Origin of the sequence: Microbacterium sp. CGR2 (genome assembly GCF_003626735.1) — a bacterium.
Lineage (GTDB): Bacteria > Actinomycetota > Actinomycetes > Actinomycetales > Microbacteriaceae > Microbacterium.
Window position 1 is genome coordinate 2,570,410 of sequence record NZ_RBHX01000001.1, and the last position, 24,827, is coordinate 2,595,236.

The 24,827-nt window shown below is 67.0% G+C and carries 24 protein-coding genes; 20 read left to right on the top strand and 4 right to left on the bottom strand.

The features are described 5' to 3' along the window. Window positions 1–42 precede the first annotated feature (42 nt). A complete protein-coding gene (locus D7252_RS12785) occupies window positions 43–1,983 on the top strand; it encodes a GDSL-type esterase/lipase family protein (RefSeq protein WP_120776959.1) in 1,941 nt (646 codons plus the stop codon). Between the two features lie 21 nt (window positions 1,984–2,004). Here D7252_RS12785 and D7252_RS12790 read toward each other — a convergent pair whose 3' ends face one another. Then, window positions 2,005–3,315, bottom strand: coding sequence for a UDP-glucose/GDP-mannose dehydrogenase family protein (locus tag D7252_RS12790; RefSeq protein WP_120776960.1), 1,311 nt, complete (start codon window positions 3,313–3,315; stop codon window positions 2,005–2,007). Between the two features lie 366 nt (window positions 3,316–3,681). Here D7252_RS12790 and D7252_RS12795 point away from each other — a divergent pair, with 366 nt between their 5' ends. The 5 genes from D7252_RS12795 to D7252_RS12815 all read left to right on the top strand — a co-directional run bounded on the left by D7252_RS12795 (window position 3,682) and on the right by D7252_RS12815 (window position 9,128). After that, on the top strand, window positions 3,682–5,973 hold the full coding sequence (locus D7252_RS12795; RefSeq protein WP_120775735.1) for a polyribonucleotide nucleotidyltransferase: 2,292 nt from the start codon (window positions 3,682–3,684) through the stop codon (window positions 5,971–5,973). 223 nt (window positions 5,974–6,196) lie between these two features. Further along, window positions 6,197–7,222 carry an aldo/keto reductase gene (locus D7252_RS12800; RefSeq protein ID WP_120775736.1) on the top strand — a complete coding sequence of 342 codons (1,026 nt, stop codon included), beginning with the start codon at window positions 6,197–6,199 and terminating at the stop codon, window positions 7,220–7,222. A 69-nt stretch (window positions 7,223–7,291) separates the two neighbouring features. Continuing rightward, on the top strand, window positions 7,292–7,894 hold the full coding sequence (locus tag D7252_RS12805) for a histidine phosphatase family protein (RefSeq protein WP_120775737.1): 603 nt from the start codon (window positions 7,292–7,294) through the stop codon (window positions 7,892–7,894). A gap of 59 nt (window positions 7,895–7,953) precedes the next feature. Beyond that, a complete protein-coding gene (gene dapB, locus D7252_RS12810; RefSeq protein ID WP_120775738.1) occupies window positions 7,954–8,694 on the top strand; it encodes a 4-hydroxy-tetrahydrodipicolinate reductase in 741 nt (246 codons plus the stop codon). Then, entirely contained in the window at window positions 8,694–9,128 is a 435-nt protein-coding gene (locus D7252_RS12815; protein ID WP_120775739.1) for a hypothetical protein, read from the top strand. The genes dapB and D7252_RS12815 overlap by 1 nt, the downstream gene beginning before the upstream one ends. 8 nt (window positions 9,129–9,136) lie before the next feature. On the opposite strand, the gene D7252_RS12820 is transcribed toward D7252_RS12815, so the two are convergent. From D7252_RS12820 to D7252_RS12830, 3 genes are all read right to left on the bottom strand, one after another. Continuing rightward, a complete protein-coding gene (locus tag D7252_RS12820; protein WP_120775740.1) occupies window positions 9,137–9,562 on the bottom strand; it encodes an OsmC family peroxiredoxin in 426 nt (141 codons plus the stop codon). An 83-nt stretch (window positions 9,563–9,645) separates the two neighbouring features. Then, a complete protein-coding gene (locus D7252_RS12825) occupies window positions 9,646–10,221 on the bottom strand; it encodes a DUF4395 family protein (RefSeq protein WP_120775741.1) in 576 nt (191 codons plus the stop codon). A gap of 19 nt (window positions 10,222–10,240) precedes the next feature. Then, window positions 10,241–10,654, bottom strand: coding sequence for a thioredoxin family protein (locus D7252_RS12830; protein WP_120775742.1), 414 nt, complete (start codon window positions 10,652–10,654; stop codon window positions 10,241–10,243). Between the two features lie 115 nt (window positions 10,655–10,769). Here D7252_RS12830 and D7252_RS12835 point away from each other — a divergent pair, with 115 nt between their 5' ends. The 14 genes from D7252_RS12835 to miaA all read left to right on the top strand — a co-directional run bounded on the left by D7252_RS12835 (window position 10,770) and on the right by miaA (window position 24,812). After that, window positions 10,770–11,579, top strand: a complete 810-nt coding sequence (locus D7252_RS12835; protein ID WP_120775743.1) for a thymidylate synthase — start codon at window positions 10,770–10,772, stop codon at window positions 11,577–11,579. Continuing rightward, window positions 11,576–12,073, top strand: coding sequence for a dihydrofolate reductase (locus D7252_RS12840; RefSeq protein ID WP_285229035.1), 498 nt, complete (start codon window positions 11,576–11,578; stop codon window positions 12,071–12,073). The genes D7252_RS12835 and D7252_RS12840 overlap by 4 nt, the downstream gene beginning before the upstream one ends. Then, window positions 12,073–12,834, top strand: a complete 762-nt coding sequence (locus D7252_RS12845) for an SDR family oxidoreductase (protein ID WP_120775745.1) — start codon at window positions 12,073–12,075, stop codon at window positions 12,832–12,834. The genes D7252_RS12840 and D7252_RS12845 overlap by 1 nt, the downstream gene beginning before the upstream one ends. A gap of 50 nt (window positions 12,835–12,884) precedes the next feature. Beyond that, window positions 12,885–13,862, top strand: a complete 978-nt coding sequence (gene dapA, locus D7252_RS12850; protein ID WP_120775746.1) for a 4-hydroxy-tetrahydrodipicolinate synthase — start codon at window positions 12,885–12,887, stop codon at window positions 13,860–13,862. 53 nt (window positions 13,863–13,915) lie between these two features. After that, window positions 13,916–15,592: a ribonuclease J gene (locus tag D7252_RS12855; RefSeq protein ID WP_120776961.1), complete on the top strand. Its 1,677-nt coding sequence runs from the start codon at window positions 13,916–13,918 to the stop codon at window positions 15,590–15,592. Window positions 15,593–15,691: 99 nt separating this feature from the next. After that, the gene (locus D7252_RS12860; RefSeq protein WP_120775747.1) at window positions 15,692–18,412 is read left to right on the top strand and encodes a DNA translocase FtsK; all 2,721 of its coding nucleotides are present in this window, start codon (window positions 15,692–15,694) and stop codon (window positions 18,410–18,412) included. A gap of 2 nt (window positions 18,413–18,414) precedes the next feature. Beyond that, window positions 18,415–18,990, top strand: a complete 576-nt coding sequence (pgsA, locus tag D7252_RS12865; RefSeq protein ID WP_120775748.1) for a CDP-diacylglycerol--glycerol-3-phosphate 3-phosphatidyltransferase — start codon at window positions 18,415–18,417, stop codon at window positions 18,988–18,990. Next, window positions 18,987–19,475, top strand: coding sequence for a CinA family protein (locus D7252_RS12870; RefSeq protein WP_120775749.1), 489 nt, complete (start codon window positions 18,987–18,989; stop codon window positions 19,473–19,475). The genes pgsA and D7252_RS12870 overlap by 4 nt, the downstream gene beginning before the upstream one ends. A gap of 141 nt (window positions 19,476–19,616) precedes the next feature. Beyond that, window positions 19,617–19,925 carry a helix-turn-helix domain-containing protein gene (locus D7252_RS12875; RefSeq protein WP_120775750.1) on the top strand — a complete coding sequence of 103 codons (309 nt, stop codon included), beginning with the start codon at window positions 19,617–19,619 and terminating at the stop codon, window positions 19,923–19,925. Between the two features lie 24 nt (window positions 19,926–19,949). After that, entirely contained in the window at window positions 19,950–20,186 is a 237-nt protein-coding gene (locus D7252_RS12880; protein WP_120775751.1) for a DUF3046 domain-containing protein, read from the top strand. A gap of 259 nt (window positions 20,187–20,445) precedes the next feature. Next, window positions 20,446–21,495 (top strand): recombinase RecA, encoded by a 1,050-nt coding sequence (gene recA / locus D7252_RS12885; RefSeq protein WP_120775752.1) that lies wholly within the window; start codon window positions 20,446–20,448, stop codon window positions 21,493–21,495. After that, window positions 21,495–22,307: a regulatory protein RecX gene (locus D7252_RS12890; RefSeq protein WP_120775753.1), complete on the top strand. Its 813-nt coding sequence runs from the start codon at window positions 21,495–21,497 to the stop codon at window positions 22,305–22,307. The genes recA and D7252_RS12890 overlap by 1 nt, the downstream gene beginning before the upstream one ends. A gap of 46 nt (window positions 22,308–22,353) precedes the next feature. Next, a complete protein-coding gene (gene miaB / locus D7252_RS12895) occupies window positions 22,354–23,901 on the top strand; it encodes a tRNA (N6-isopentenyl adenosine(37)-C2)-methylthiotransferase MiaB (protein WP_120776962.1) in 1,548 nt (515 codons plus the stop codon). Then, window positions 23,898–24,812, top strand: a complete 915-nt coding sequence (miaA, locus tag D7252_RS12900; RefSeq protein WP_120775754.1) for a tRNA (adenosine(37)-N6)-dimethylallyltransferase MiaA — start codon at window positions 23,898–23,900, stop codon at window positions 24,810–24,812. Before miaB ends, miaA begins: the two co-directional genes overlap by 4 nt. Window positions 24,813–24,827: the final 15 nt, after the last annotated feature.

The following is a 24,827-nucleotide window of genomic DNA, read 5'->3' on the forward strand; positions in this document are numbered from 1 at the left end:
TTTCCGGCCGGCGGCGCCCGGCAGCGCCGCCATCCTGAGGGTGTGAGAGTAGCGATCGTCACAGAGTCCTTCCTTCCGCACATGAACGGCGTCACCGGGTCGGTGCTGCAGATCCTGCGTCACCTCGAGCACCGCGGTCATCAGGCCCACGTGATCGCACCCGCCGCCGTCGGGATGCCGGAAGAGATGAACGGCGCGTCCATCGAGGCCATCCCCAGCCTCGCGCTCCCCGGGTATCGCAACGTCAGGGTGGGTACGTCCACGGCTCACCGCGTCGCGCTCTCGCTGCGCCGCTTCCAACCCGACGTGGTGCACCTCGCATCACCGTTCGCGCTCGGATGGCGCGGGGTGCTCGCCGCGGAGCGACTCGATGTCGCCTCCGTGGCCGCCTACCAGACGGACGTCGTCGCGTACACCGAGCGCTATCGAGTCGCGGCCACCACCGGCATCGCGCAGACGCATATCGCCCGGCTGCACCGCCGCGCGACGCTGACACTCGCTCCCTCCGCGGAATCCGCGCAACAACTCGCCTCCCTGGGGATCGACAGGGTGCGGTGGTGGGGGAGAGGCGTCGACGCCGAGCGATTCCAGCCCTCGAAACGCAGTACCGCTCTGCGCGCCGACTGGGGATCAGAGGTCGTGATCGGCTACGTGGGCCGGCTCGCGCCCGAGAAGCAGGTCGAAGACCTCACCGTCCTTCACGATATTCCCGGGACGCGTCTGGTGATCGTCGGAGACGGACCCAGCCGTGCGCGGTTGGAAGCCCTTCTCCCCGGAGCGATCTTCCTCGGTCACCTCGGCGGCGACGAACTCGCCGCGGCGATGGCTTCGTTCGACCTCTTCGTGCACCCGGGGGAGAGTGAGACGTTCGGCCAGACCCTGCAGGAGGCTCATGCGAGCGGCGTCCCCGTGATCGCCACGGGGCGCGGCGGGCCGCTGGATCTGGTGCGGATGGGCATCGACGGCTGGTTGTACCGACCAGGAGACCTGGCGGATCTCCGCATGCGAGTGTCGGATCTCGCGGGCGACACGCGTAAACGCCGGGCGTTCGGCGAAGCAGGTCGCCAAGCCGTGCAGAGCCGCAGCTGGGAGAGCATCTGCGATCAACTCCTGCGCCACTTCGAGGAAGCCCGGATGCTGCGCGAGGTCGACTCCGGCGCCCGCGCTCGCCGCCTGGTCCGTCCCGAGGTGCCCGCGCCCGTACCGGCGCGCCGCTGGCGCCGTTACGTGGCACTGGGCGATTCGCTCACCGAAGGGCTCTGCGACCCTGCACCGGACGGCGCGCTGCGCGGATGGGCCGACCGTCTCGCGTTGCTGCTGGCAGCGCGCGGAGGACTGCACTACGCGAATCTCGCCGTCCGCTCCAAGCGCGTCTCCGACGTCTGCGGCAGCCAGTTGGAGAGAGCCCTGGAGTTGAGGCCCGATCTGGTTTCGATCCTCATCGGCGCCAACGACCTGGTCAAGCACCGCGTCGACGCCGTCGCGCTCGCGGCTCACCTCGAAGAGGCCGTGGTGCGGTTGCGCGGCATCGGCGCGGACGTGGTGCTCGTCACGCCGTTCCTGCCCGGGCGTCCCGCCGCCTCGATGTACACCCGGCGTTTCAGCGCCTTCGCGACCGCGCTCGCCGGGATCGCTGCGCGGACGGGTGCCATCCTGATCGACACCGATCTGTACCCGACGCTGCCTGACCGGCCCAACTGGGGTGAGGACCTCGTCCATCTGAGCAGCCGAGGACACCGTTTCCTCGCCTATCGCGCGGGCGAGATGCTCGGAGTGCCGCACGCCGATGCGCTCGGCGCACTCGACGCCGTGCTGCATGAGCACGAACCCATTGGCGCAGGTATGTGGTGGCGCCGCCACGCACTCCCGTGGGTATGGCGACGTCTGCACGGTCGCGCCGCGGGTGACGGCCGGTCGGCGAAGCATGAGGGCTACGTCTATCTCGGGCGCTCGTCCGCAGCGCGCGGTGTGAACGTCGCCTGAACGTCGACTGAGCGGTCGGTCTCAGCGGCGCCCCATGCCGTGATACTGCCACCCGGCCGCGCGCCAGGCGGCGGCATCGAGGCAGTTCCGACCGTCGACGATGATCCGCCCGCGCACGAGCCCCCCGGCGTGCTCTGGTGAGAGGTCGCGCCGGTACTCGTCCCATTCCGTGACGATCACGACCGCGTCGGCTTCGCGCAGGGCGTCGTCGCGGTCGCGGGCGAACCCCAATTGCGGATGTGCGACGACGGCATTGTCGATGGCGGCGGGGTCGGTCACGACGACATCGGCTCCGAGCCCGCGCAGGCGTACGGCCACGTCAAGGGCGGGGGAGTCGCGGATGTCGTCGCTGAAGGGCTTGAACGCCGCACCCAGCACGGCGATCCGCCGACCGAAGATCAGGCCCCCGAGTGCGTCGACCACGAGCTGGACGGCACGGTCCCGCCGCCGGAGATTGATCGCGTCGACCTCGCGCAGAAAGCCGACCGCCTCGCCGCGCCCGAGCTCTTCCGCACGTGCGGCGAACGCGCGGATGTCCTTCGGGAGGCAACCCCCGCCGAACCCGATGCCGGACCCCAGGTAGCGTCGACCGATGCGGGAGTCATAGCCGAGAGCGTCGGCGAGCAGGGTGACGTCCGCGTCGGCAGCCTCCGCGATCTCGGCCATCGCGTTGATGAACGAGATCTTGGTGGCCAGGAAGGCGTTGGCGGCTCCCTTGACCAATTCGGCGGTGGCGAGGTCCGTCACGAGGAACGGCGTCCCCGAATCCACGGCGGCGCGGTAGACCTCGTGGAGCACTGCCACGGCGCGCTCGCCCTCCGCGCCCGCCGCCGCCCCGACCACGAGGCGGTCCGGGGTGAGCGTGTCGTGGACGGCCCAGCCTTCGCGCAGGAACTCCGGGTTCCAGACGAGGGTGGCGCCGGTGTCGGTGAGGCGATCAGCCAGCCGGGCCGCGGTTCCCACGGGTACAGTCGACTTTCCCGCGACCACGTCGCCGGGGCGGAGATGCGGGAGCAGATCGTTCATCGCGGCATCGATGAAGCGAAGGTCGGCGGCGTGTCCGCCAGGCATCTGTGGAGTGCCGACGGCGAGGAAGTGCACGTCAGAGCCGGCAGCATCGGACATCCGCGTGCTGAACCGAAGGCGGCCGGACGCCAGGCCGTCGGAGAGGAGCTCGCTCAGGCGAGGCTCGAAGAACGGAGCCGTTCCCGTCGCCAACGCGGCGATCTTGCCCTCGTCCACGTCCACGCCGATCACGTCGTGTCCGATCGAGGCCATGGCGGCGGCGTGGACGGCACCGAGGTACCCGCAGCCGATGACTGACATGCGCATCACCACAGCACAGCGGATGCCGCGCACGTGACGGCATCCGCCCGGTGAACGGCGCATGGCGGGACCGTGTCGTCTTCTGTGAGGCCCGTCGGTCCTGTGGTTTCCGCTGTCGCGCTGTTAGGCTGGATGAGGCTGACGTGTGTCAACCGCACAATTTCATATCGACTCACGGAGCGAGCGGCGGAGAAGCTGGTCCCCTGTGGTGGGTTCCTCGGCACGAGAGATGTCGGGTGGCTTTCTACTGGTGGCCAGCGCAGGTGTCATTCGCGGGAGTGCCCGCGCGCCCGAACCCTGCCGTTCCGCTCCTCTTGAATGCGCTCGCGCGTCACATGGACTCGCGAGTCTAAACAAAGAAGGAGAGACCTCTTGGAAGGTCCTGAAATCACCGCCACCGAGGCCGTTCTCGACAACGGCCGCTTCGGCACCCGCACCATCCGTTTCGAAACCGGCCGCCTCGCGCAGCAGGCGCAGGGCGCAGTCGCCGCCTACCTCGACGGCGAGACCATGCTTCTCTCGGCCACGAGCGCAGGTAAGCACCCGCGCGAAGGCTTCGACTTCTTCCCGCTGACGGTCGACGTCGAGGAGCGCTCCTACGCTGCCGGCAAGATCCCCGGCTCGTTCTTCCGTCGCGAAGGTCGCCCGTCGACCGAAGCGATCCTCGTCTGCCGACTGATCGACCGTCCGCTGCGCCCGTCCTTCGTCGACGGACTCCGCAACGAGGTCCAGGTCGTCATCACCGTGCTGTCGATCGCTCCGGGCGAGTTCTACGACGCGCTCGCGATCAACGCCGCCTCCGCGTCCACGCAGATCTCCGGTCTGCCGTTCTCCGGTCCCGTCGCCGGTGTGCGTCTGGCGTTCATCCCTGGCCAGGGCGAGCACGGCGACCAGTGGGTCGCGTTCCCAACCGCCGCGCAGGTGAGCGAGGCCGTGTTCGACCTCATCGTCGCCGGCCGTGTCGTCACCAAGGCCGACGGAACCGAAGACGTCGCGATCATGATGGTCGAGGCCGAGGCCACCGAGAACAGCTGGAACCTCATCAAGGCCGGCGCGACCAAGCCGAACGAAGAGATCGTCGCGCAGGGTCTCGAGGCTTCGAAGCCCTTCATCGCGCAGCTCGTCAAGGCTCAGGCCGAGCTTGCTGCGACCGCGTCGAAGGAGCCGGGTGTGTACCCGGTCTTCCCCGCGTACAGCCAGGAGGTCTACGACTTCGTGGCAGGGCGCTCGTACGACGAGCTCGTCGGTGTCTACCAGATCGCCGACAAGACCGAGCGTCAGACTGCCGACGATGCGATCAAGGACCGCGTCCGCGCCGAGCTGATCGAGGCCACCGAAGCGAACTCGCTTCCGGCTGCCGCTCCGCTGGAGTTCTCCGCCGCATACAAGTCGGTCACGAAGAAGATCGTCCGCGGACGCATCCTCACCGAGGGCGCGCGCATCGACGGCCGTGGGCTGGCGGACATCCGTCCGCTCGACGCCGAGGTGCAGGTCATCCCGCGCGTGCACGGCTCCGCGATCTTCCAGCGCGGAGAGACCCAGATCATGGGCATCACCACGCTGAACATGCTCAAGATGGAGCAGCAGATCGACTCGCTGTCGCCCACGACCAGCAAGCGCTACATGCACCACTACAACTTCCCGCCCTACTCGACCGGTGAGACCGGTCGAGTCGGTTCGCCGAAGCGTCGCGAGATCGGGCACGGCTTCCTGGCCGAGCGCGCACTCGTGCCGGTGCTGCCGAGCCGCGAGGAGTTCCCGTACGCGATCCGTCAGGTGTCTGAGGCTCTCAGCTCCAACGGTTCGACCTCGATGGGCTCCGTCTGCGCGTCGACCCTGTCGCTGCTGAACGCCGGTGTGCCGCTGCGCGCAGCGGTCGCCGGTATCGCCATGGGCCTCGTCTCCGACGAGGTGAACGGTGAGACCCGTTACGCGGCGCTGACCGACATCCTGGGTGCAGAAGACGCGCTCGGCGACATGGACTTCAAGGTCGCCGGAACCAGCGAGTTCGTGACGGCCATCCAGCTCGACACGAAGCTCGACGGCATCCCCACGCAGGTGCTCGCCGGTGCGCTCACGCAGGCGCGCGATGCTCGCCTGACGATCCTCAACGTCCTGAACTCCGCGATCGACGCTCCTGACGAGATGGCGCCCACCGCGCCGCGCGTGATCAGCGTGCAGATCCCGGTCGACAAGATCGGCGAGCTGATCGGCCCGAAGGGCAAGACGATCAACTCGATCCAGGACGAGACCGGTGCGCAGATCTCCATCGAGGAGGACGGCACGGTCTACATCGGTGCGACCGACGGTCCCTCGGCCGAGGCGGCTCGTGCCCAGGTCAACGCGATCGCCAACCCCACCAACCCGGAGATCGGCGAGCAGTTCCTCGGCACCGTCGTGAAGATCGCCACCTTCGGCGCCTTCGTGTCGCTGCTGCCCGGCAAGGACGGACTGCTGCACGTCACCGAGGTGCGCAAGCTCGCCGGTGGTAAGCGCGTGGAGAACGTCGACGACGTCCTCTCGGTCGGCCAGAAGATCCTCGTCAAGATCACGAAGATCGACGACCGCGGCAAGCTGTCGCTCGAGCCCGTGCTCGACGACGCCGCAGCCGCAGAGGGCGCGCCTTCCGAGGCCGCGCCCGCTGAGGACGCAGCCGCCGAGTAAGCACGGCCCGTTCGATCCGGAGCCCGGGCTCGTCCGCACAGGACGAGCCCGGGCTCCGCTCGTCTTCTCCGTGATCAAACCGTTATCGGAAGTTTCCTCGCCGTTCCCGCGATTGGACGGGAGGTTCGCCGTTCTCGCTTACCCTCGAAGTACGCACCGGGGGGTGCATCAGATGGCAGTGACGCAGGTCGGAACGCACCGATCGACGCGGGGGTGAGAGAGTATGCGGTTGTTCAACGTAGGCGCAGGAGCGCCGGACGAGCGAGCCCAAGAGGCCACCGAACACCCGTCGGCTCCGATCCCGATCGTCGGCCCGGGGGTCGGCGAGACCATCCGCACGCAGCTCGGCGAAACCGGATTCGAGATGTTCCCGATGATGCTCGGCGCGGCCGAGTTCGGCTGGAACGTCGATCTGGAGACCAGCCACGCCATTCTCGACCGGTACGTGGAGTTCGGCGGCAACGCGATCCACACGGCTGACGGCTTCTCCGGCGGCCGCAGCGAGCACATCATCGGCCAGTGGCTGCGCTCGCGCGGTCAACGGGACCGCTCGGTGCTGAGCGTGCGCATCGGGGCGCATGCCGACAACCCCGGTCTCGGGTCCGTGAACCTCGTCCGCGCCGTCGAGGGGTCTCTGACACGGCTCGACGTCGACCGGATCGACGTTCTCTATCTCGACGCGACGCTCGATGCCACCACCAACCTCGAAGACACCCTCGCCACGGTCGAGTGGCTTCGTGAGGCCGGAAAGATCGGTGCCGTCGGAGCATTCCGGCTCGAGCCCGAGCGCCTCGTCGAGGCGCGCATCCTGGCTTCCGCAGGGTACCCGCGCATCGAGGTGATCGATGCGCCCTACAACCTGCTGCGTCGTCAGCCGTTCGAAGGCGACCTCCGTCTGGTGGCGGGCGCGCAGAACCTCGCCGTGACGCCCTCGCACGCGCTGGAGCACGGATTCCTCTCCGGTCGTCACCGCAGCAAAGCACTCACGTCCCAGGGTGTGCGCGGCGAGCAGCTGCGCGGTCACCTGAACCGACGTGGGATCAAGATCCTCCGCGCTCTCGACCAGGTCGCCGCCGAACTCGCCGTCCCGGTCGCGGCCGTCTCCATCGCCTGGCTCCTGGCTCAGCGAACCGTGGCTGCTCCCATCGTCAACACTTTCGCCACGGACCACGTCGACGAACTCATGCAGGGAGCCGGAGTCACATTGTCGCGTGCGCACGTCGCCGAGCTCACACGCGCGGGCAACTGAACCCCACTTCATCCGTGCCATAGGGTGGAAGAGAAGCCCGGCGGATGCTGGCGATGAAGCGAGCGAGTTGTGACGCATTACATTTATCTGGTCAGACACGGTGAACATCAGGATGCCGAGCACGGCCTCGCCGACGGCCCCCTCTCGCCGCGGGGTCAGCGACAGGCGGAGTTGATCGCCGACCGGCTGTCGGGGCTACCGCTCGATGCGGTCTGGCATTCGCCGCTGCTGCGGTCCGACGAGACGGCGCGGGCCATCGCCGGTCGTCTCCCGTCCGTCGTCCCCGAGCCGACCGCGCTGCTCTTCGATTGCGTGCCCACCGGCATGACGGAAGAGACGCCCGCCGCGTTCGAACCGTTCTTCGGGTCGGTCACGGCTGCGGAGATCGAGGCCGGTCGCGCGCAGATGTCCGACGCCGTGAACGAGTTCCTGGTGCGCAAGAACGGCGAAGTCCACGAGGTCCTCATCACTCACAACTTCGTCATCTCCTGGTTCGTCCGCGAAGTGCTCGGAGCCCCGGAGTGGCGATGGATGACACTCAACCAGGCGCACTGCGGGTTGACGATCATCGCGCAGAAGCAGGGGCGACCCTGGACGCTTCTGAATCACAACGACACCGGTCACCTTCCCGTGGAGCTTCGCACCGGCATCCCGGACCCGTTGCCTGTCTGACACTGCTCCGGCCCGCGCGCCCCCGCCTGCGCGGGGGTGGCGCTCCATAGACTGGACGCATGACAACGCAGGTCGCACTCGTCGGCGGAACCGGGAAGCTCGGAACGATCATCCACGCGGTGATCGAAGAGCTCGAGGGGTTCGAGGTGACGCGAGTGCTCACCTCGGCGAGTGACATCTCCGATCTCGACGGGGCCGACCTGGTCGTCGACGCGTCCACCCCGCAGGTGAGCGTCGACGTCGTCCGCGCCGCCGTGGAACGGGGGATCAACGTGCTCGTGGCCACATCCGGATGGTCGGCTGAGCGCATCGCGCTGGTGCGTCCGCTCGTCGAGGCGGCAGGAACGGGCGTCGTCTTCATCCCGAACTTCTCTCTCGGATCCGTCCTGGGCTCCGCGTTGGCTGCGGCGGCTGCACCGTTCTTCGGTTCGGCGGAGATCGTCGAGGCTCACCGAGAGACCAAGATCGATTCTCCGAGCGGAACCGCCGTCCGCACTGCCGAGCTGATCGCTGCGGCGCGCGCCGAGCAGGGCCCGGTCAGTGCGCCGCACGCCGACCAGCGTGCCCGAGGACAGCAGGTCGGCAGCGTCCCGATCCATTCACTTCGTCGCCCGGGTGTGGTGGCCAAGCAGGACGTCATCCTGTCCGGTCCCGGTGAATCACTCACCTTCACGCACGACACTGTGGAGCCGGCTCTCGCCTACGCCCCGGGCATCCGGATCGCCGTGCCCTTCGCCCTCAGCGCCACCGGCGTCGTGGTGGGCCTCGAGAACATGATCGACATCGGCATCCGCTCGTGATGTCGCGGATCGGCGTCGGCCTGATGGCGGCGGCGCTTCTCGCTTATCTGGCCGTCGCAGTCTGGCTCGCGGTGATGTTCCTGACTGTGGGCACGCCGGTGTCGATCGGGATGGGGGTCGCCCTGATCGTGCTGGCGCCCGTGGGGGCATGGGCCCTGATCCGAGAGATGCAGTTCGGTTTCGCCGCCGACCGGCTCGGGCGCCGACTCGAGAAGGAAGACGGGATGCCTCCCGTCGAGACCGAGCTCACTCCGAGCGGAAGAATCGCACGAGCGGATGCGGACCCTCTGATCGCACGCTATACCGCGGAGGCCGACGCCGATGCGGCCGATTGGCGGGCGCGCTACCGACTCGGGGTGGTGCAGGATGCTGCCGGGCGCCGCAAGGACGCCCGGGCGAGCATCCGCGAGGCGATTCGACGCGCTCGCGCTTGACGCACCCCTCAGGCGAGGGTCGCCTCGAGAGTGATGTCGATTCCCGCGAGCGCCTGGGAGACCGGGCAGCCGGTCTTCGCCTCCTCGGCGATCTCCTGGAACGCCTCCGGTGACAGGCCGGGCACGACTGCGTTGACGTTCAGGTGACTGCCCGTGATCCCCACACCGGGCTTGAACGTCACCGATGCGCTGGTGTTCACACGCTCGGGGGGTGTGCCTTTCTCGGCGAGGGCATGCGAGAGCGCCATGCTGAAGCATGATGCGTGCGCAGCGGCGATGAGTTCCTCGGGCGTGGTGGTGGTGTCGCTGCCTTCGCTGCGGGCCTTCCAGTTCAGCGGAAAGGTGCCGAGGTTCGACGAGGAGAGCGCGACTGTTCCCGACCCCTCCATGAGGGAACCTGTCCAGGTGCTGGCGGCTTCGCTGGTGACGGGCATGATTCCTCCGGTTCTCGTCGCGCGCGGATGCGGCGACGCGTCGTGGCCAGCCTAGCGAGCAGCCCTCAGCGAGGGAACGGCTCTCATGACGCGGATGCCGCGCGGCCGACGACGCCGGCGCGCTGCAGGAGGAGGTAGAGCCGGCAACCCAGGCAGAATGCGAAGGCGGCGTTGAGGAAAGCTGCGACAAACGCTGCTGCCGTCGCCACCGGAAGGGCCCAGGGGACGCCGAGCAGGTGGAGGACGAGCCCGGCGCCGACCACGAAGAGCCCGACCCCTTGGAAGAACCTCGGCGGCCGGGGGTCTTCGAGTTCGGTCGGGCCGGCGAGACGCGGCCGGACGAGTCGGCGGAACAGGATGCTCCAGGGCGCGGTCGTGGGAGAGACCACACCCCACAGGAACAGCAGAGCGATGATGACGGCGAGGAGGAAGCCCGGATCAAGCGCGCGCTGCAGGAGCGGTGCGGCCTGTATCGCCCAGGCGTCACGCCCGGCGATGACGGCGAAGTCGAACCCGGGAGCGAAGGCGACGTAGGTGTCGAAGAGGCGCGCGGTCGAGATGCCCACCAGAGCCAGGAACGTCGCCACCAGAAGCAGGAGAGCCGTCATGGCGGCGGCGAATCGTGGACCGCGGGGGTCGATGCCGGTGGACGTGGTCATGACTTCTCCAGTCTCGGCGTCAGAGCGCCGCGAGAGCTTCGGCGATGGCGTGGCGGTGCGGCACGCCGTGGAAGCGGGCGCGGACAGCGCCGGATGTGTCGACCACGAAGGTCGTGGGCGTCTGCAGCACCTTGTAACGGGTGGAGAGATCCGGCCGATGGGTCAGGTCGACCTCGACGTGCCGTACCCCCTCGTGGTCTGACGCGTACGTGCGGAGCATCCGTCGGACCTGTGGGCACCGTGCGCACATCTCGGTACTGAACTGCACGAGCGTCGCCGCGGTGCCGACGTCGGCAGAGCCGGCATCCGCGGGATCGAAGCGCAGGGTGCCGCCCGTGCGGTGACGCCCGTCTCGGCGGCGAACGAGCACGCCGACGATCGCGGCGAGCACGAGAAGCCCTGCCACGTATCCGAGGGCAAGCGCGGGCGACATAGGTCGAGGCTACGACCCCGCGCGGCTCACGGCGCCGATGTTTCCGTCGATGACGGCAGGGCGAGGGCGGCTCCGCATCCGCCCGACGCCGACACGGAAAAGGTATCGTGGCACCATGAGCGCAGCCGTCCCGACACCGTACGAAGACCTGCTCCGCGATGTTCTGGAGACAGGCACGCACAAGGACGATCGCACCGGGACCGGCACGACCAGTGTCTTCGGGCGGCAGATCAGGTTCGATCTCTCACAGGGTTTCCCTCTGATCACCACGAAACGCGTGCACTTCAAGTCCATCGCCTACGAACTGCTCTGGTTCCTGCGCGGAGACTCGAACGTCCGATGGTTGCAGGAGAACGGCGTCACCATCTGGGACGAGTGGGCGGATGCCACTGGCGACCTCGGGCCGGTCTACGGCGTGCAGTGGAGATCGTGGCCGACGCCGGACGGCGAGAGCATCGACCAGCTCTCCGACGTGATCGAGCAGATCCGCCGGTCCCCGGATTCTCGTCGTCTCATCGTCTCGGCCTGGAATCCGGCCGACATCCCCGACATGGCGCTCGCGCCGTGCCATGCGCTGTTCCAGTTCTACGTCGCTGACGGCAAGCTCTCGTGCCAGCTGTATCAGCGCAGCGCCGACATGTTCCTCGGGGTCCCGTTCAACATCGCCTCCTACGCGCTGCTGACCATGATGGTCGCGCAGCAGGTGGGTCTCGCCCCTGGCGACTTCGTCTGGACCGGCGGAGACTGCCATATCTACGACAATCACCTCGAACAGGTGCGTGAACAGCTCACCCGGGACGCGTTCGACTACCCGACGCTGCGCTTCGCGCGCACTCCGGAGTCGATCCTCGACTATCGCTACGAGGACTTCGTCGTGGATGATTACCAGCATCACGCGCCGATCCGCGCGGCGGTGGCGGTATGAGCCCGGCGTCTGGCGGACCGGTCATGGTGGGCCTCATCTGGGCTGAGGCGCACGGAGGGGTGATCGGCGCCCAGGGCGGGATGCCCTGGTACGTGCCGGAAGACCTCGCCCATTTCAAAGAGGTCACGCTCGGGGCCACGGTGGTCATGGGCCGTAAGACCTGGGATTCGTTGCCGGAGCGCTTCCGTCCGCTGGAGGGGCGCGAGAACATCGTCATCACGCGCCGTCAGGACTGGGAGGCCGAGGGTGCCCGGCGTGCAGCCAACGTGCAGGAGGCCGTACGTGGCCAGGACCGGGTCTGGTTCATCGGCGGAGCCGAGATCTTCCGCCAGGTCATCGGCGACGCCGACCGGCTCGAGGTGACCGAACTCGACCTCGGGGTCCAAGGTGACACCCACGCGCCCCCCAGAAGCGGTTGGCGCCTTGTCGACGAGGGGGAGTGGCAGACCTCGCGCACCGGCATCCGCTACCGCTTCCTCGGATACGAGCGCTGATGCCCACCGCACTCATCACCGGTGCGAGCGCCGGACTCGGAGCCGAATTCGCACGGCAACTGGCCAGGCGTCGAGCGGACCTGGTCCTGGTCGCGCGTTCGCGGGAGGCGCTGGAAGAGCTCGCTGCAGACCTCAGGAGCGAGTACGGCGCCGCTGTCGAGTTGATCGTCGCCGACCTCGCCGACGAGGCGGGAGTCGCCACCGTCGTGGAGCGGCTGCATGACACCGCCGACCCGGTCGACCTTCTCGTGAACAACGCGGGCTTCGGCCTGCCGCTGCAGTTCGCGGACAACGACATCGCCGACGAGGTTCGTCATCTTCGCGTGCATGTGGAAGCATCCATGCGTCTCATGCACGCCGCTCTCCAGACGATGCGCGGCCGAGGCGGACGCATCGTCAACGTCGCGTCCGTCGCAGGGTTCATCTCCCGCTCGACCTATTCGGCGTGCAAGTCCTGGCTGATCGGCTTCAGCCGGTGGGCGAACACCGAATATGCGCGGGACGGCGTCTCCGTGACCGCGCTGTGCCCCGGATTCACCCATACCTCGTTCCACGAGCGCATGGGGCTCGCCGTCGGACACGAGGGCGTGCCCGGCTTCCTCTGGTTGGATGCTCCGGACGTGGTCCGCACCGGGCTTCGCGATGCGGCGCGAGGAAAAGCTGTGTCCATCCCGTCGCTGCGATACAAAGCGCTGGTCGCGCTGACCGGCATCCTGCCGAGCGCCCTCACCTCCGGGATCGCGCGGCGTGGCCGCATCTGACCGGCCGGCGCGTCTGCGTACGCGTCATCCGAGGCGATACGCTGGGGGGCATGACGCACTCGGGTAACCCCTTCGGACAGGTTCTCGTCGCGCTGGTCACACCGATGACCGCCGACGGCGAAGTCGACTGGCCCGCCGTCGAGAAGCACATCGATGACGTCATCACCGCAGGCGCGGACGGCATCGTGGTGACGGGAACGACCGGCGAGACCTCCACGCTGACCGACCCCGAGAAGCTCAAGCTCGTCGAGGTCGGAAAGTCGGTCTCGTCCGGCCGCGCCAAAGTCATCACCGGTGGCGGGTCGAATGAGACCGCCCACGCGATCGAGTTGTACAAGGCGAGCGAGAAGGCCGGCGCCGACGGCATCATGATCGTGACGCCGTACTACAACAAGCCGACCCAGGCCGGCATCCTCACGCACTTCCGGTTGGTGGCCGACGCGACCGACCTCCCGGTGATCCTCTACGACATCCCCGGTCGCACCGGTGTGCCGATCCGGTACGAGACCATCCTGCGTCTTGCGAAGCACCCCAACATCCTCGCGGTGAAAGACGCCAAGGGCGACTTCTCCGAGGTGAGCCGCGTGCTCAACCAGACTGACCTGATGTACTTCTCCGGTGACGACGCCAACGTGCTGCCCCACCTCGCCATCGGCGCCACCGGGCTCATCGGGGTCACGGCGAACGTCGCCGCCGCACCGTATCGCACCATCGTCGACGCGGTGAACAACGGCGATCTCGCCACGGCCACGGCGGCGCACAAGCGTCTCGAGCCGCTGGTCCGGGCCGTCATGACGCACGTGCCGGGCACGGTCGCGGCCAAGTACATCCTGCACGGCCTGGGTCGCATCTCGAGCCCGCGCGTCCGACTTCCCCTGGTCGGTCCGGAGGAGTGGGAGGCCGCCTTGATCGAGGACGAGCTCGACCTCGTGAAGGACGTATCCGGTGCCGACTTCTCGAACTTCCGCCCGGACCGCAACGCGGCCGCCGGCGGTGCCCTGCCCAAGGTGCACGGCACGACGCGCTGAGCCGCGTTCCCATGAACAACCGGATGCGCACCGCGTCCGACAGAGGAGACACCATGTCCATCCCCATCACAGATCCCGCACCGCTCGACGAGGGCACACTGCGCGTCACGCCGCTCGGCGGACTCGGCGAGATCGGTCGCAACATGACCGTCTTCGAGTACGACGGCAAACTCCTGATCGTCGACTGCGGCGTCCTGTTCCCCGAAGAGCACCAGCCGGGCGTCGACCTCATCCTTCCTGACTTCGAGCCGATCCGTGACCGCCTCGACGACATCGTCGGCGTGGTGCTGACTCACGGTCATGAGGATCACATCGGAGCAGTGCCCTACCTGCTGCGTCTGAAGAACGACATCCCCCTGATCGGCTCCGGGCTGACTCTCGCTCTCATCGAGGCGAAGCTCAAGGAGCACCGCATCAAGGCGTTCACGTTGACGGTGACAGAGGGCCAGCAGGAGCGGGTCGGGCCTTTCGACCTGGAGTTCATCGCCGTCAACCACTCGATCCCCGACGCCCTCGCTGTCGCGATCCGCACGCCCGCGGGCATGGTGCTCGCGACCGGTGACTTCAAGATGGACCAGCTGCCGCTGGACGGCCGGATCACCGACCTGCGCGCGTTCGCCCGCCTTGGAGAGGAGGGCGTGGACCTGTTCCTCGTCGACTCCACCAACGCCGACGTCCCCGGGTTCACGCCGACCGAGCGATCGATCGGACCGGTTCTCGACCAGGTGATCGCCAAGGCGCCGCGCCGGGTCATCGTCGCGAGCTTCTCCAGCCATGTGCACCGCGTGCAGCAGGTCATCGACGCAGCGCACGAGAACGGACGCCGCGTGGCGTTCCTCGGCCGCAGCATGGTGCGCAACATGACCATCGCGGAGCAGCTGGGATATCTGAAGGTCCCCGCCGGCGTGTTGATCGACTACAAGAAGGCCCGCGACCTGCCCGACGATGAGATCGTCTACATGTCGACGGGCTCGCAGGGGGAGCCGATGGCCGTGCTGAGCCGCATGGCCAACCTCGACCACGCGATCGAGGTGAGTGAGGGCGACACGGTCATCCTCGCTTCCAGCCTCATCCCCGGTAACGAGAACGCGGTCTACCGCGTCATCGACGGCCTCACCAAGCTCGGGGCGAACGTCGTCCACAAGGCGAACGCGAAGGTGCACGTCTCCGGGCACGCGGCGGCCGGTGAGCTCATCTACTGCTACAACATCCTGAAACCCAAGAACGTGCTCCCGGTGCACGGCGAGTACCGCCACCTGATCGCCAACGCCAAGCTGGCTCAGGACACAGGGGTTCCCGCGGAGCGCACGATCATCGCCTCCAACGGCACCGTGATCGACCTCAAGGACGGCAACGCCCGCGTCGCGGGGCAGCTCGATCTGGGCTTCGTGTACGTCGACGGATCGTCTGTCGGTGCCATCACGGATGCCGACCTCAAGGACCGCCGGATCCTGGCGGAAGAGGGTTTCATCTCGGTGATCGTCGTGGTGGATGCCGCCACGGGTCGCATCATCTCCGGACCGGAGATCCACGCGCGCGGAGTCGCCGAAGACGACTCGGTCTTCGACGACGTCGCGCCGAAGATCGTGGCGGCGCTCAAGGAGGCTGCCGGCAATGGCGTTCGCGACACGCACTCGCTGTCGCAGGTGGTTCGTCGCACGATCGGTCGCTGGGTCAACCAGAAGCTCCGCCGTCGTCCGATGATCGTGCCGCTGGTCATCGAGGCATAACGCCCGCACCCTCCGGCGATCCGGTGCTGAACGGCACCGGATCGCCGGAAAGCCGCGTCATTGCGGGGCGATGTCGGTCGCTGGCCGTAACGTGAAGGCATGGCCAGGAGCACTACGAATACTGAGCGCGCGTCGACAAGCGCGCCGCCGCGCCCGAAGCGGCAGGCGACTCCCAAGGCCCAGCCCGCTCCGAAGAAGTACATCGACGAGCAGGACAAGCCTCCGGTCGCGGTTCGCGCCTGGGTGGGGCTGGCCCACGGTGTCGGCGGACTGTTCCGCGCGTTCGGACCCGAGACTCTCGAGAAAGACGACCGGCGCGACGGTTTCCCGTTCTTGTTGGTGCTTCTCGCGGCTCTCGGAGCGGTCAACGAGTGGTTCTTCATCGGCAACGAGGTCGCGGCGAACATCAGCGCTTACTCGGTGGGCCTGTTCGTGGGCCGCGTGGCTTTCATCATGCCGGTCCTGCTCCTGCTTCTCGCCGGCTGGCTGTTCCGTCATCCCTCGTCGGTGCACGACAACGGGCGCATCGGGATCGGCTTCGGCATGTTCGTCCTCGCGCTGGCGGGGATCTTCCACGTTGCCGGCCCGCGCCCCCATCCGAACCAGGGCATGCCGGCGCTCAGCGAGTCCGGTGGGCTGCTCGGTTGGCTGGTGGGCCAGCCCTTGACGTATCTCACCGATATTCCCGCCTACATCGTTCTGGCTCTCCTCGCGGCGCTCAGCGTCCTGATCCTCACGAAGACTCCGCCGAACCGCATCGGCGCTCGACTCGGCGACCTGTACGCCTGGATGTTCGATGCGGAGCGGCCGGAGAAGCCGACGAAGGATGCTGCGACGATCGACGAAGCCGACAAGGTCGACGATCCCGATGTTCTGCCCTGGTGGCGGCGCAACAAGACCGGCCGTGAGGAAGATCCCGACGAGGGAACCCTCGCGAGCGACGACATCACCGCGCTGCTGACGACCTCGGACCCGACCCCCGCCTACGACCAGGCCGTGGTCGTCGAAGACCCCTACGACGCGGCAACCGAGGTGCTGACCGATGTTCGCTCCGTGACGGACGCGCTGGCAGGACAGCAGGCCACGGCTCTCCTCGACGACGAGTCCGACACCGGTGAGATCCCGGAGCTTCCCGGACTCGACGGCTTCGGTACCGAAGGACCGGGGGAGCGCGGTCCGCAGGCGCCGGTGGCACCGTACATCCTTCCCTCGCCCGGGCTCTTGGTCGAAGGGCCGCCCCCGGTCGTGCGATCCGAAGCGACGGACAAGGTGATCGAGCAGATCACGAGTGTCCTCTCTCAGTTCAAGGTCGACGCCAAGGTGACGGGCTTCTCGCGCGGGCCGACGGTGACCCAGTACGAGGTCGAGGTCGGTCACGGCGTCAAGGTCGAGAAGATCCTGCAGCTGAGCAACAACTTCGCCTACGCCGTCGCCTCCAACGACGTCCGCATCCTCTCGCCGATCCCCGGGAAGAGCGCGATCGGCATCGAGATCCCGAACGCCGACAAGGAGATGGTGGCGCTCGGCGACGTGCTGCGTTCTCCGGCAGCGCAGAAGAGCACGCATCCGATGACGATCGGTGTCGGCAAGGACGTCGGCGGAAACATCGTGATCGCCAATCTGGCGAAGATGCCGCATCTTCTCGTCGCGGGTTCCACCGGCTCCGGTAAGTCCAGCTTCGTGAACTCGATGATCACGAGTCTGCTGATGCGAGCCCGACCGGCCGACGTGCGGATGGTGCTCATCGACCCGAAGCGCGTGGAACTCACCAGCTATGCCGGCGTACCGCACCTGATCACTCCGATCATCACGAATCCCAAGAAGGCCGCAGAGGCGCTGCAGTGGGTCGTGAAAGAGATGGACATGCGCTACGACGACCTCGCGTCGTTCGGCTACCGCCACATCGACGACTTCAACCGTGCGGTGCGCGCCGGCGAGATCGTGCTCCCGCCGGGCAGCGAACGGGTCCTCAAGCCGTACCCGTACCTTCTGGTCGTCGTCGACGAGCTCGCCGACCTCATGATGGTGGCCCCGCGAGACGTCGAAGATTCCATCGTCCGCATCACGCAGCTCGCCCGAGCATCCGGCATCCATCTGGTCCTCGCCACGCAGCGGCCGAGCGTCGATGTCGTCACCGGCCTGATCAAAGCGAACGTGCCCTCTCGCCTCGCCTTCGCAGTCACCAGCGTCACCGACAGCCGCGTCATCCTCGACAGCCCCGGCGCCGACAAGCTCATCGGGCAGGGCGATGCGCTGTTCTCTCCGATGGGATCATCGAAGCCGTTCCGACTGCAGGGCGCCTGGGTCGATGAGAAGGAGATCGACGCCGTCGTCAAGCACGTCACCCGGCAGGCCAGGCCCGATTACCGACCGGATGTGCAGGAGGCGCTGGAGCCGACGAAGAAGAAGGAAGTCGATGAAGACATCGGCGACGACCTCGAGCTTCTGCTCGCGGCCGCCGAACTCATCGTCTCGTCCCAGTTCGGCTCGACATCGATGCTCCAGCGCAAGCTGCGGGTCGGATTCGCCAAAGCAGGGCGATTGATGGATCTGTTGGAATCGCGCGAGATCGTCGGACCGTCCGAAGGGTCGAAGGCCCGAGATGTCCTCGCGACCGCTGAACAGCTCCCTCAGGTCCTGGCGAAGCTCCGAGGCGAAGATGTGCCGGCGGCCCCGGCGGCCGCAGCGGCCCCTGCGGCACCGGCTCACTCCGCGACGATGGGTGCCGCCCATGATCCGGTCGAGGCGCAGTTCAGCGGGCTCCCCGAGGTGGAGGCGGAGGGCGACGATGATGCCTGGGGCCTGACGGGGCGCGACTGATGATGGCCATTCCGCGGCAGCTTCCCAACGCGCTCACGGTCGCGCGTATCCCGCTCGCCGTCATCTTCTTCGTGGTGCTTCTCCTCGGCGGTACATACGGTCTCACTGAGCTGGCGTCGCGGTGGACCGCCGCGATCCTCTTCATCGTGGGGATATCCACGGACTGGGTCGATGGCTATCTGGCGCGCAAGTACGACATCGTCAGTGACTTCGGCAAGCTGTGGGATCCGATCGCCGACAAGTTGCTCACGGGAGCGGGTTTCATCGGACTCGCCATCCTCGCCGAGGTGGACTGGTGGATCGTCATCGTCATCCTCATCCGCGAGTGGGGCATCACGGTGCACCGATTGGTGGTCGCCCGCGAACATGTCGTCGCCGCCGCCTGGATGGGCAAGGTGAAGACGGCCGTGCAGGGCGTAGCACTCGCATGGGCGCTTCTCCCGCTGCACGTTTTCATCGGCCTCGGGCCGTGGACTCTCATCACCTTCGTGTTGATGATCGTCGTGCTTGTGCTCACGGTCGCGAGCGGCATCGACTACATCGTCGCGCAGGTCCGGGGCTCTCGGCGCTCGGCGTGAGCGACTCGTCCGCGGCAGCGGTGCTGTCGGCACTGCGGCAGCGAGGTTGGCGGCTCGGTGTCGCGGAGTCGTTGACCGGTGGTGCCGTCTGCGCGGAGATCGTGTCGGTGCCGGGAGCATCGGCTGTTCTGCTGGGCGGTGTCGTGGCCTACGCGACGCCCGTCAAGCACCTGCTGCTCGGCGTGGACGCTGATCTCCTGGAGCGGCACGGACCGGTGCACTCTTCGGTGGCGCTGCAGATGGCCGAGGGAGTTCGGCACGCGGTCGCTGTCGACGGAACATCAGCGGAGGTCGGCATCTCCACCACAGGTGTCGCGGGTCCGGGCGCGACCGACGGTCACCCCGTCGGCACCGTTCACGTCGGCATCGTGACGCCGGGTGGCGCGCGAACGGAGGCGTTCCACTTCACGGGAGACCGCAGCGAGATCCGGCAGCAGTCCGTGCGCGGCGTGCTTGACGTGCTGCTCCGAGTGCTTGAGGAATAGTCACGTGTCCGTCGCGGTTGTCTTCACTGTGCTCACATTCAAACCACAGAGTGCCGGGGTAGATTCTGTGCATGCCAGGAGGGCTAGACTGGTTCCCTCGATGGGGGAGACCCCAGGGGAACGATTGGGGAGGAGGTTCCGATGATTCTTGTAAGACAGGAAATCGGCGATGTGCTGAGGGACTTCCGCCTGCGTAAGGGGCGCACGCTCCGACAGGTCGCCAGCAAGGCCTCCGTGGCACTCGGCTACCTCAGTGAGGTGGAGCGAGGTCAGAAGGAAGCCTCGAGCGAGATCCTCGCTTCGGTCGCTGACGCACTCGATGTCCCCATCTCCACGATCATGCGCGAAGTCGGCGATCGTATCTCCGTGCTCGAAGGCATTCAGGTCTTCCCGGATGTCGTTCCCGACGACTTGGTCGCGTCGATCGAGCCTGAACTCTCGCTGCACTGACGTTCGAACAGTTCGGTACAGAGCATGCGTCGTAGCGAATTTCTACGCGCCGTCGACACGGAGTTCCAGGCTCGTGCCACGTCGCTGATCAATGATCTCGTTCTCGGCGGCCTGGGCGGTCGAACTGCGGCGGAGGCCCTCACAGACGGCACTCCACCGCGCGAGATCTGGCTGGCGCTGTGCGTCGAGATGGACGTGCCCGACAATCGGCGTCATGGCGTAGGCCGACAGGAGCCAAAGCGTCGCTCGGGTGTGGCCTGACGCCTTCGAGCGATTTCGCAGTCCGACTCGCCGATGATGGCGTGTCGTCGAAGATCTGTTCGAAACGGGCGTAGTCTGCTGCACAAGCGGTTCACGTGACGTGTTCTCCACGGTTGAAGGTTTCGCCCACCCAATGTCGGTGGTTCCTTCTACGGTGAATAACAGGCCACAGAGCCACACGCCTTGTCGGAGAGTTGCCCCCAATCGGGAGCGCCGCGGCAGCCTACAGGCGGCACCACGCGAGCATAAGGAGCAGACCATGCCATCACCCGCCGACCGCGAGAAGTCCCTCGAAACCGCCCTCGCCCAGATCGACCGTCAGTTCGGCAAGGGCTCCGTCATGCGGCTGGGCAGCGACGAGCGCGCGCCCGTGGCAGTGATCCCCACCGGCTCCATCGCCCTCGACGTCGCTCTCGGGGTCGGAGGCCTGCCGCGAGGCCGCATCGTTGAGATCTACGGACCTGAGTCGTCCGGTAAGACCACGCTCACGCTGCACGCCATCGCGAACGCGCAGCGTGCCGGCGGTATCGCCGCCTTCATCGATGCGGAGCACGCGCTCGACCCCGACTATGCGGCGAAGCTCGGCGTCGACATCGATGCTCTTCTCGTCTCTCAGCCCGACACCGGTGAACAGGCCCTCGAAATCGCCGACATGCTCGTTCGATCCGGGGCCATCGACCTCATCGTCATCGACTCCGTGGCGGCCCTCGTTCCCCGTGCCGAAATCGAAGGCGAGATGGGCGACTCCCATGTGGGCCTCCAGGCGCGGCTCATGTCGCAGGCCCTGCGAAAGCTGACGGGTGGTCTGAATCAGACCAACACCACGATGATCTTCATCAACCAGCTTCGCGAGAAGATCGGCGTCTTCTTCGGATCGCCCGAGACCACCGCCGGAGGTAAGGCCCTGAAGTTCTACGCATCGGTCCGAATGGACATTCGTCGTATCGAGACGTTGAAAGACGGCACGGACGCGGTCGGAAACCGCACCAGGGTCAAGGTCGTGAAGAACAAGATGGCGCCGCCGTTCAAGCAGGCCGAGTTCGACATCCTCTACGGAATCGGCATTTCGCGTGAAGGCAGCCTCATCGACTTCGGCGTCGAGCACGCCATCGTGAAGAAGTCGGGATCCTGGTACACCTACGACGGAGACCAGCTGGGGCAGGGCAAGGAGAACGCTCGCAACTTCCTGATCAACAATCCCGATATCGCACTTGCGATCGAGACTCAGATCAAGCAGAAGCTCGGCATCGGCGGGCAGGCGGCAGCACCTGCGGCCACTGATGAGCTCGCCGAGCGCCGACCGGCCTGATGAACGACGCGAATGGGGGCGGTTCTGAGCGGATCGCCCCCATCATTCCCCTCTTCGGCTCGAGGACGACGGCCTCTCCTGGGGCGCACGCAGCGAAACCATCGGTCTCTGACGACGCGATCAATCCTGAGGGCGACGGTGCCGCAGCAGATGCCGGCACTCCCAGTGAACGGCATCCCGCACGCGGAGCAGCCGCGCGAATGGCGGCGTCGCAGCAGCCTGAGCCGGAGCGTTCCGCGCCGCGGCTGCGAGCACTGAGCGACCCGCACGAGACGTCAGCCGGATCCGACGATGTTCGATCTCCCGAGCAAGTCCGTGCGACGGCAGAAGAGTCCTTGCTCCGCAAGCTCCGATCGAAGTCGCTCTCGATCGCCGAGGCGCGCCTGGTCCTCCGGGGGCACGACCTCGACGCCGCACAGATCGACGACGTCATCGACGACTTCCTCCGGCGCCGGTACCTCGACGACGCGATCCTCGCCAGCGCGCTGGTGACCTCGGGCGTCGAGCGAAAGGGGCAAGGGAGGGTCGCGCTCTCGCGGTCGCTGTCCCAGCGGGGAATCCCTCGCGATGTCATCGACGCGGCGCTCGACGAATTGCCTGACGACGATGCAGAGCGTGCACTCGACTTCGCGCGGACCAAGGCGCGATCGATGGGCAGACTCGACAACGACACGGCCTTGCGGCGCCTCGTCGGTCAGCTGGCTCGACGGGGCTACAACGGTGGGGTCGCGATGAACGCGGCCAAAACGGCGCTTCGTGAGATCGGATCCGGCGGATCACCCTCCGGAGTTCGGTTCGTCGATTCTGACTGAGCCACTCGGCGTCCGCATCCGCAAGCGCTCGTAGAATGGGGTGATCATGACTATCCCGCGCAGTGAACCGACGATCATCAGTGCGTCCTCGGCGGCAATCGACATCGACGGCCGACAGCGATCCTACGAAGTGCGAACCTTCGGGTGCCAGATGAACGTTCACGACTCTGAGCGTCTGTCCGGCTCGCTCGAAAGCGCCGGCTACATCCGTGCTTCCGCGGGTGACGAAGCCGATGTCGTGATCATCAACACGTGCGCGGTACGCGACAATGCGGCGGGCAAGCTCTACGGCACGCTCGGGCACCTCGCGTCGGTGAAACGCCGCAAAGAGGGTATGCAGATCGCCGTCGGTGGCTGCCTCGCGCAGATGGACAAGCAGGCGGTGCTCGACAAAGCGCCGTGGGTCGATGTGGTCTTCGGGACGCACAACATGGGTTCACTCCCCGGACTTCTCGAGCGGGCGCGCCACAACGGCGACGCCGAACTGGAGATCCTCGAGTCGCTCGAGGTCTTCCCCTCGACGCTGCCGACCAAGCGCGACTCCGCGCACAGCGGGTGGGTGTCGATCTCGGTGGGGTGCAACAACACCTGCACTTTCTGCATCGTGCCGAGCCTGCGGGGCAAGGAGAAGGATCGTCGCCCCGGTGACATCCTGAACGAGCTCCGACTGCTGGTCGACGACGGTGCGATCGAGGTCACCCTGCTCGGGCAGAATGTGAACTCCTACGGTGTCGAGTTCGGAGACCGTCATGCATTCGGGAAGCTGCTCCGCGCTGCGGGCGAGATCGACGGTCTGGAGCGCATCCGTTTCACCAGCCCGCACCCCGCGGCGTTCACCGACGACGTGATCGACGCCATGGCGGAGACCCCGAGCGTGATGCCGCAGCTGCACATGCCGCTCCAGTCCGGAAGCGATCGCATCCTCAAAGCGATGCGGCGCTCCTACCGGAGCGAGCGATTCCTCGGCATCCTCGACCGAGTGCGCGAGCGAATGCCGCACGCCGCGATCACCACCGACATCATCGTGGGCTTCCCCGGTGAGACCGAGGAAGACTTCGAAGACACCATGCGCGTGGTCGAAGAGGCGCGCTTCGCCGGAGCATTCACGTTCCAGTACTCGATCCGCGAAGGCACGCCCGCCGCGACCATGGAAGACCAGGTGCCGAAAGAGATCGTTCAGGCGCGTTACAACCGCCTGATCGCTCTGCAGGAGCGCATCTCGCTGGAGGAGAACCAGAAGCAGATCGGCCGCGAGGTCGAGGTGCTCGTGTCGACGGCAGAGGGCAAGAAGGATGCAGCCACACATCGCCTCACCGGGCGAGCGGAAGACAACAGACTGGTGCACTTCGAAGTCACGGCGGGCTCTGAACTCCCGCGCCCCGGCGATGTCGTCACCGTGACCGTCACGCACGCGGCGCCGTTCCATCTGCTCGCCGACGATCCCACCGGGGCTCCGCTGCGCATTCGACGCACCCGAGGTGGAGATGCGTGGGACCGCAGCCAAGCCGAGTCGTGTGCGGTGCCTGCGCCGAGTAGTGACGGCGGTCCGAGGGCCGTATCTCTCGGCCTCCCGACGTTGCGCGTCGGAGTGTGACCGAAGGACCGCGCCTCTGGGCGATCGTCGGCGCGACGGGCACGGGAAAGAGCGATCTCGCTCTGAATCTGGCCGAGATTCTGCGTGAGCGCGGCAACCCCGCGGAGATCGTGAATGCCGATGCCATGCAGCTCTACCGCGGCATGGACACCGGGACGGCGAAGGTCCCCCCTGCGGAACGTCGCGGAATTCCCCATCATCTCTTCGACGTCCGCGAGGTCGACCAGGAAGCCGCGGTCGCCTGGTACCAGCCGCTGGCCCGCGCGGCCATCGCCGGGATCCACGAGCGAGGCGGCGACGCCATCCTGGTGGGTGGGTCAGGTCTCTACGTGTCGAGTGTCGTGTACGAGTTCCATTTTCCTCCGCGCGATCCTGCCGTCCGTGAGCGCCTCGAAAGCGAACTCGCCGCTGACGGGCTTGCGGCGCTGCTTGCGCGGCTTCGAGTGCTCGACCCCGCCACGGCGGCCCGCGTTGACCCGCACAATGACCGCCGCGTCATCCGCGCTCTGGAGGTGCTCGAACAGGGCGGTGTCACGCATGGCGCGGTCCTTCCCGAGCGGCCCGAGCTGTGGCATCGGCCGACCAGGGTGATCGGTCTGAGCATTGATCGTCCGGCTCTCGTGGAGCGGCTCGATGCCAGGGTCCAGCAGATGTGGGGCGACGGGCTCGTCGACGAGGCGCTCGCGTTGCGGGAACGGGGACTCGAGCGCGGCACCACCGCACAGCGGGCCATCGGGTACTCCCAAGCGTTGAAGCAGGTCGACGGCGAATTGACGCAGGAGCAGGCGATCGCCGAGACCCAGGCTCTGACGCGACGGTACGCGCGACGCCAGGTATCGTGGTTCAAGCGATACGCAGAGATCGAGTGGAAGCCGGCGCCGGTCGCCGCCGAACGGCTCGTCGAAAACTGAGTCGACCGATGTCGG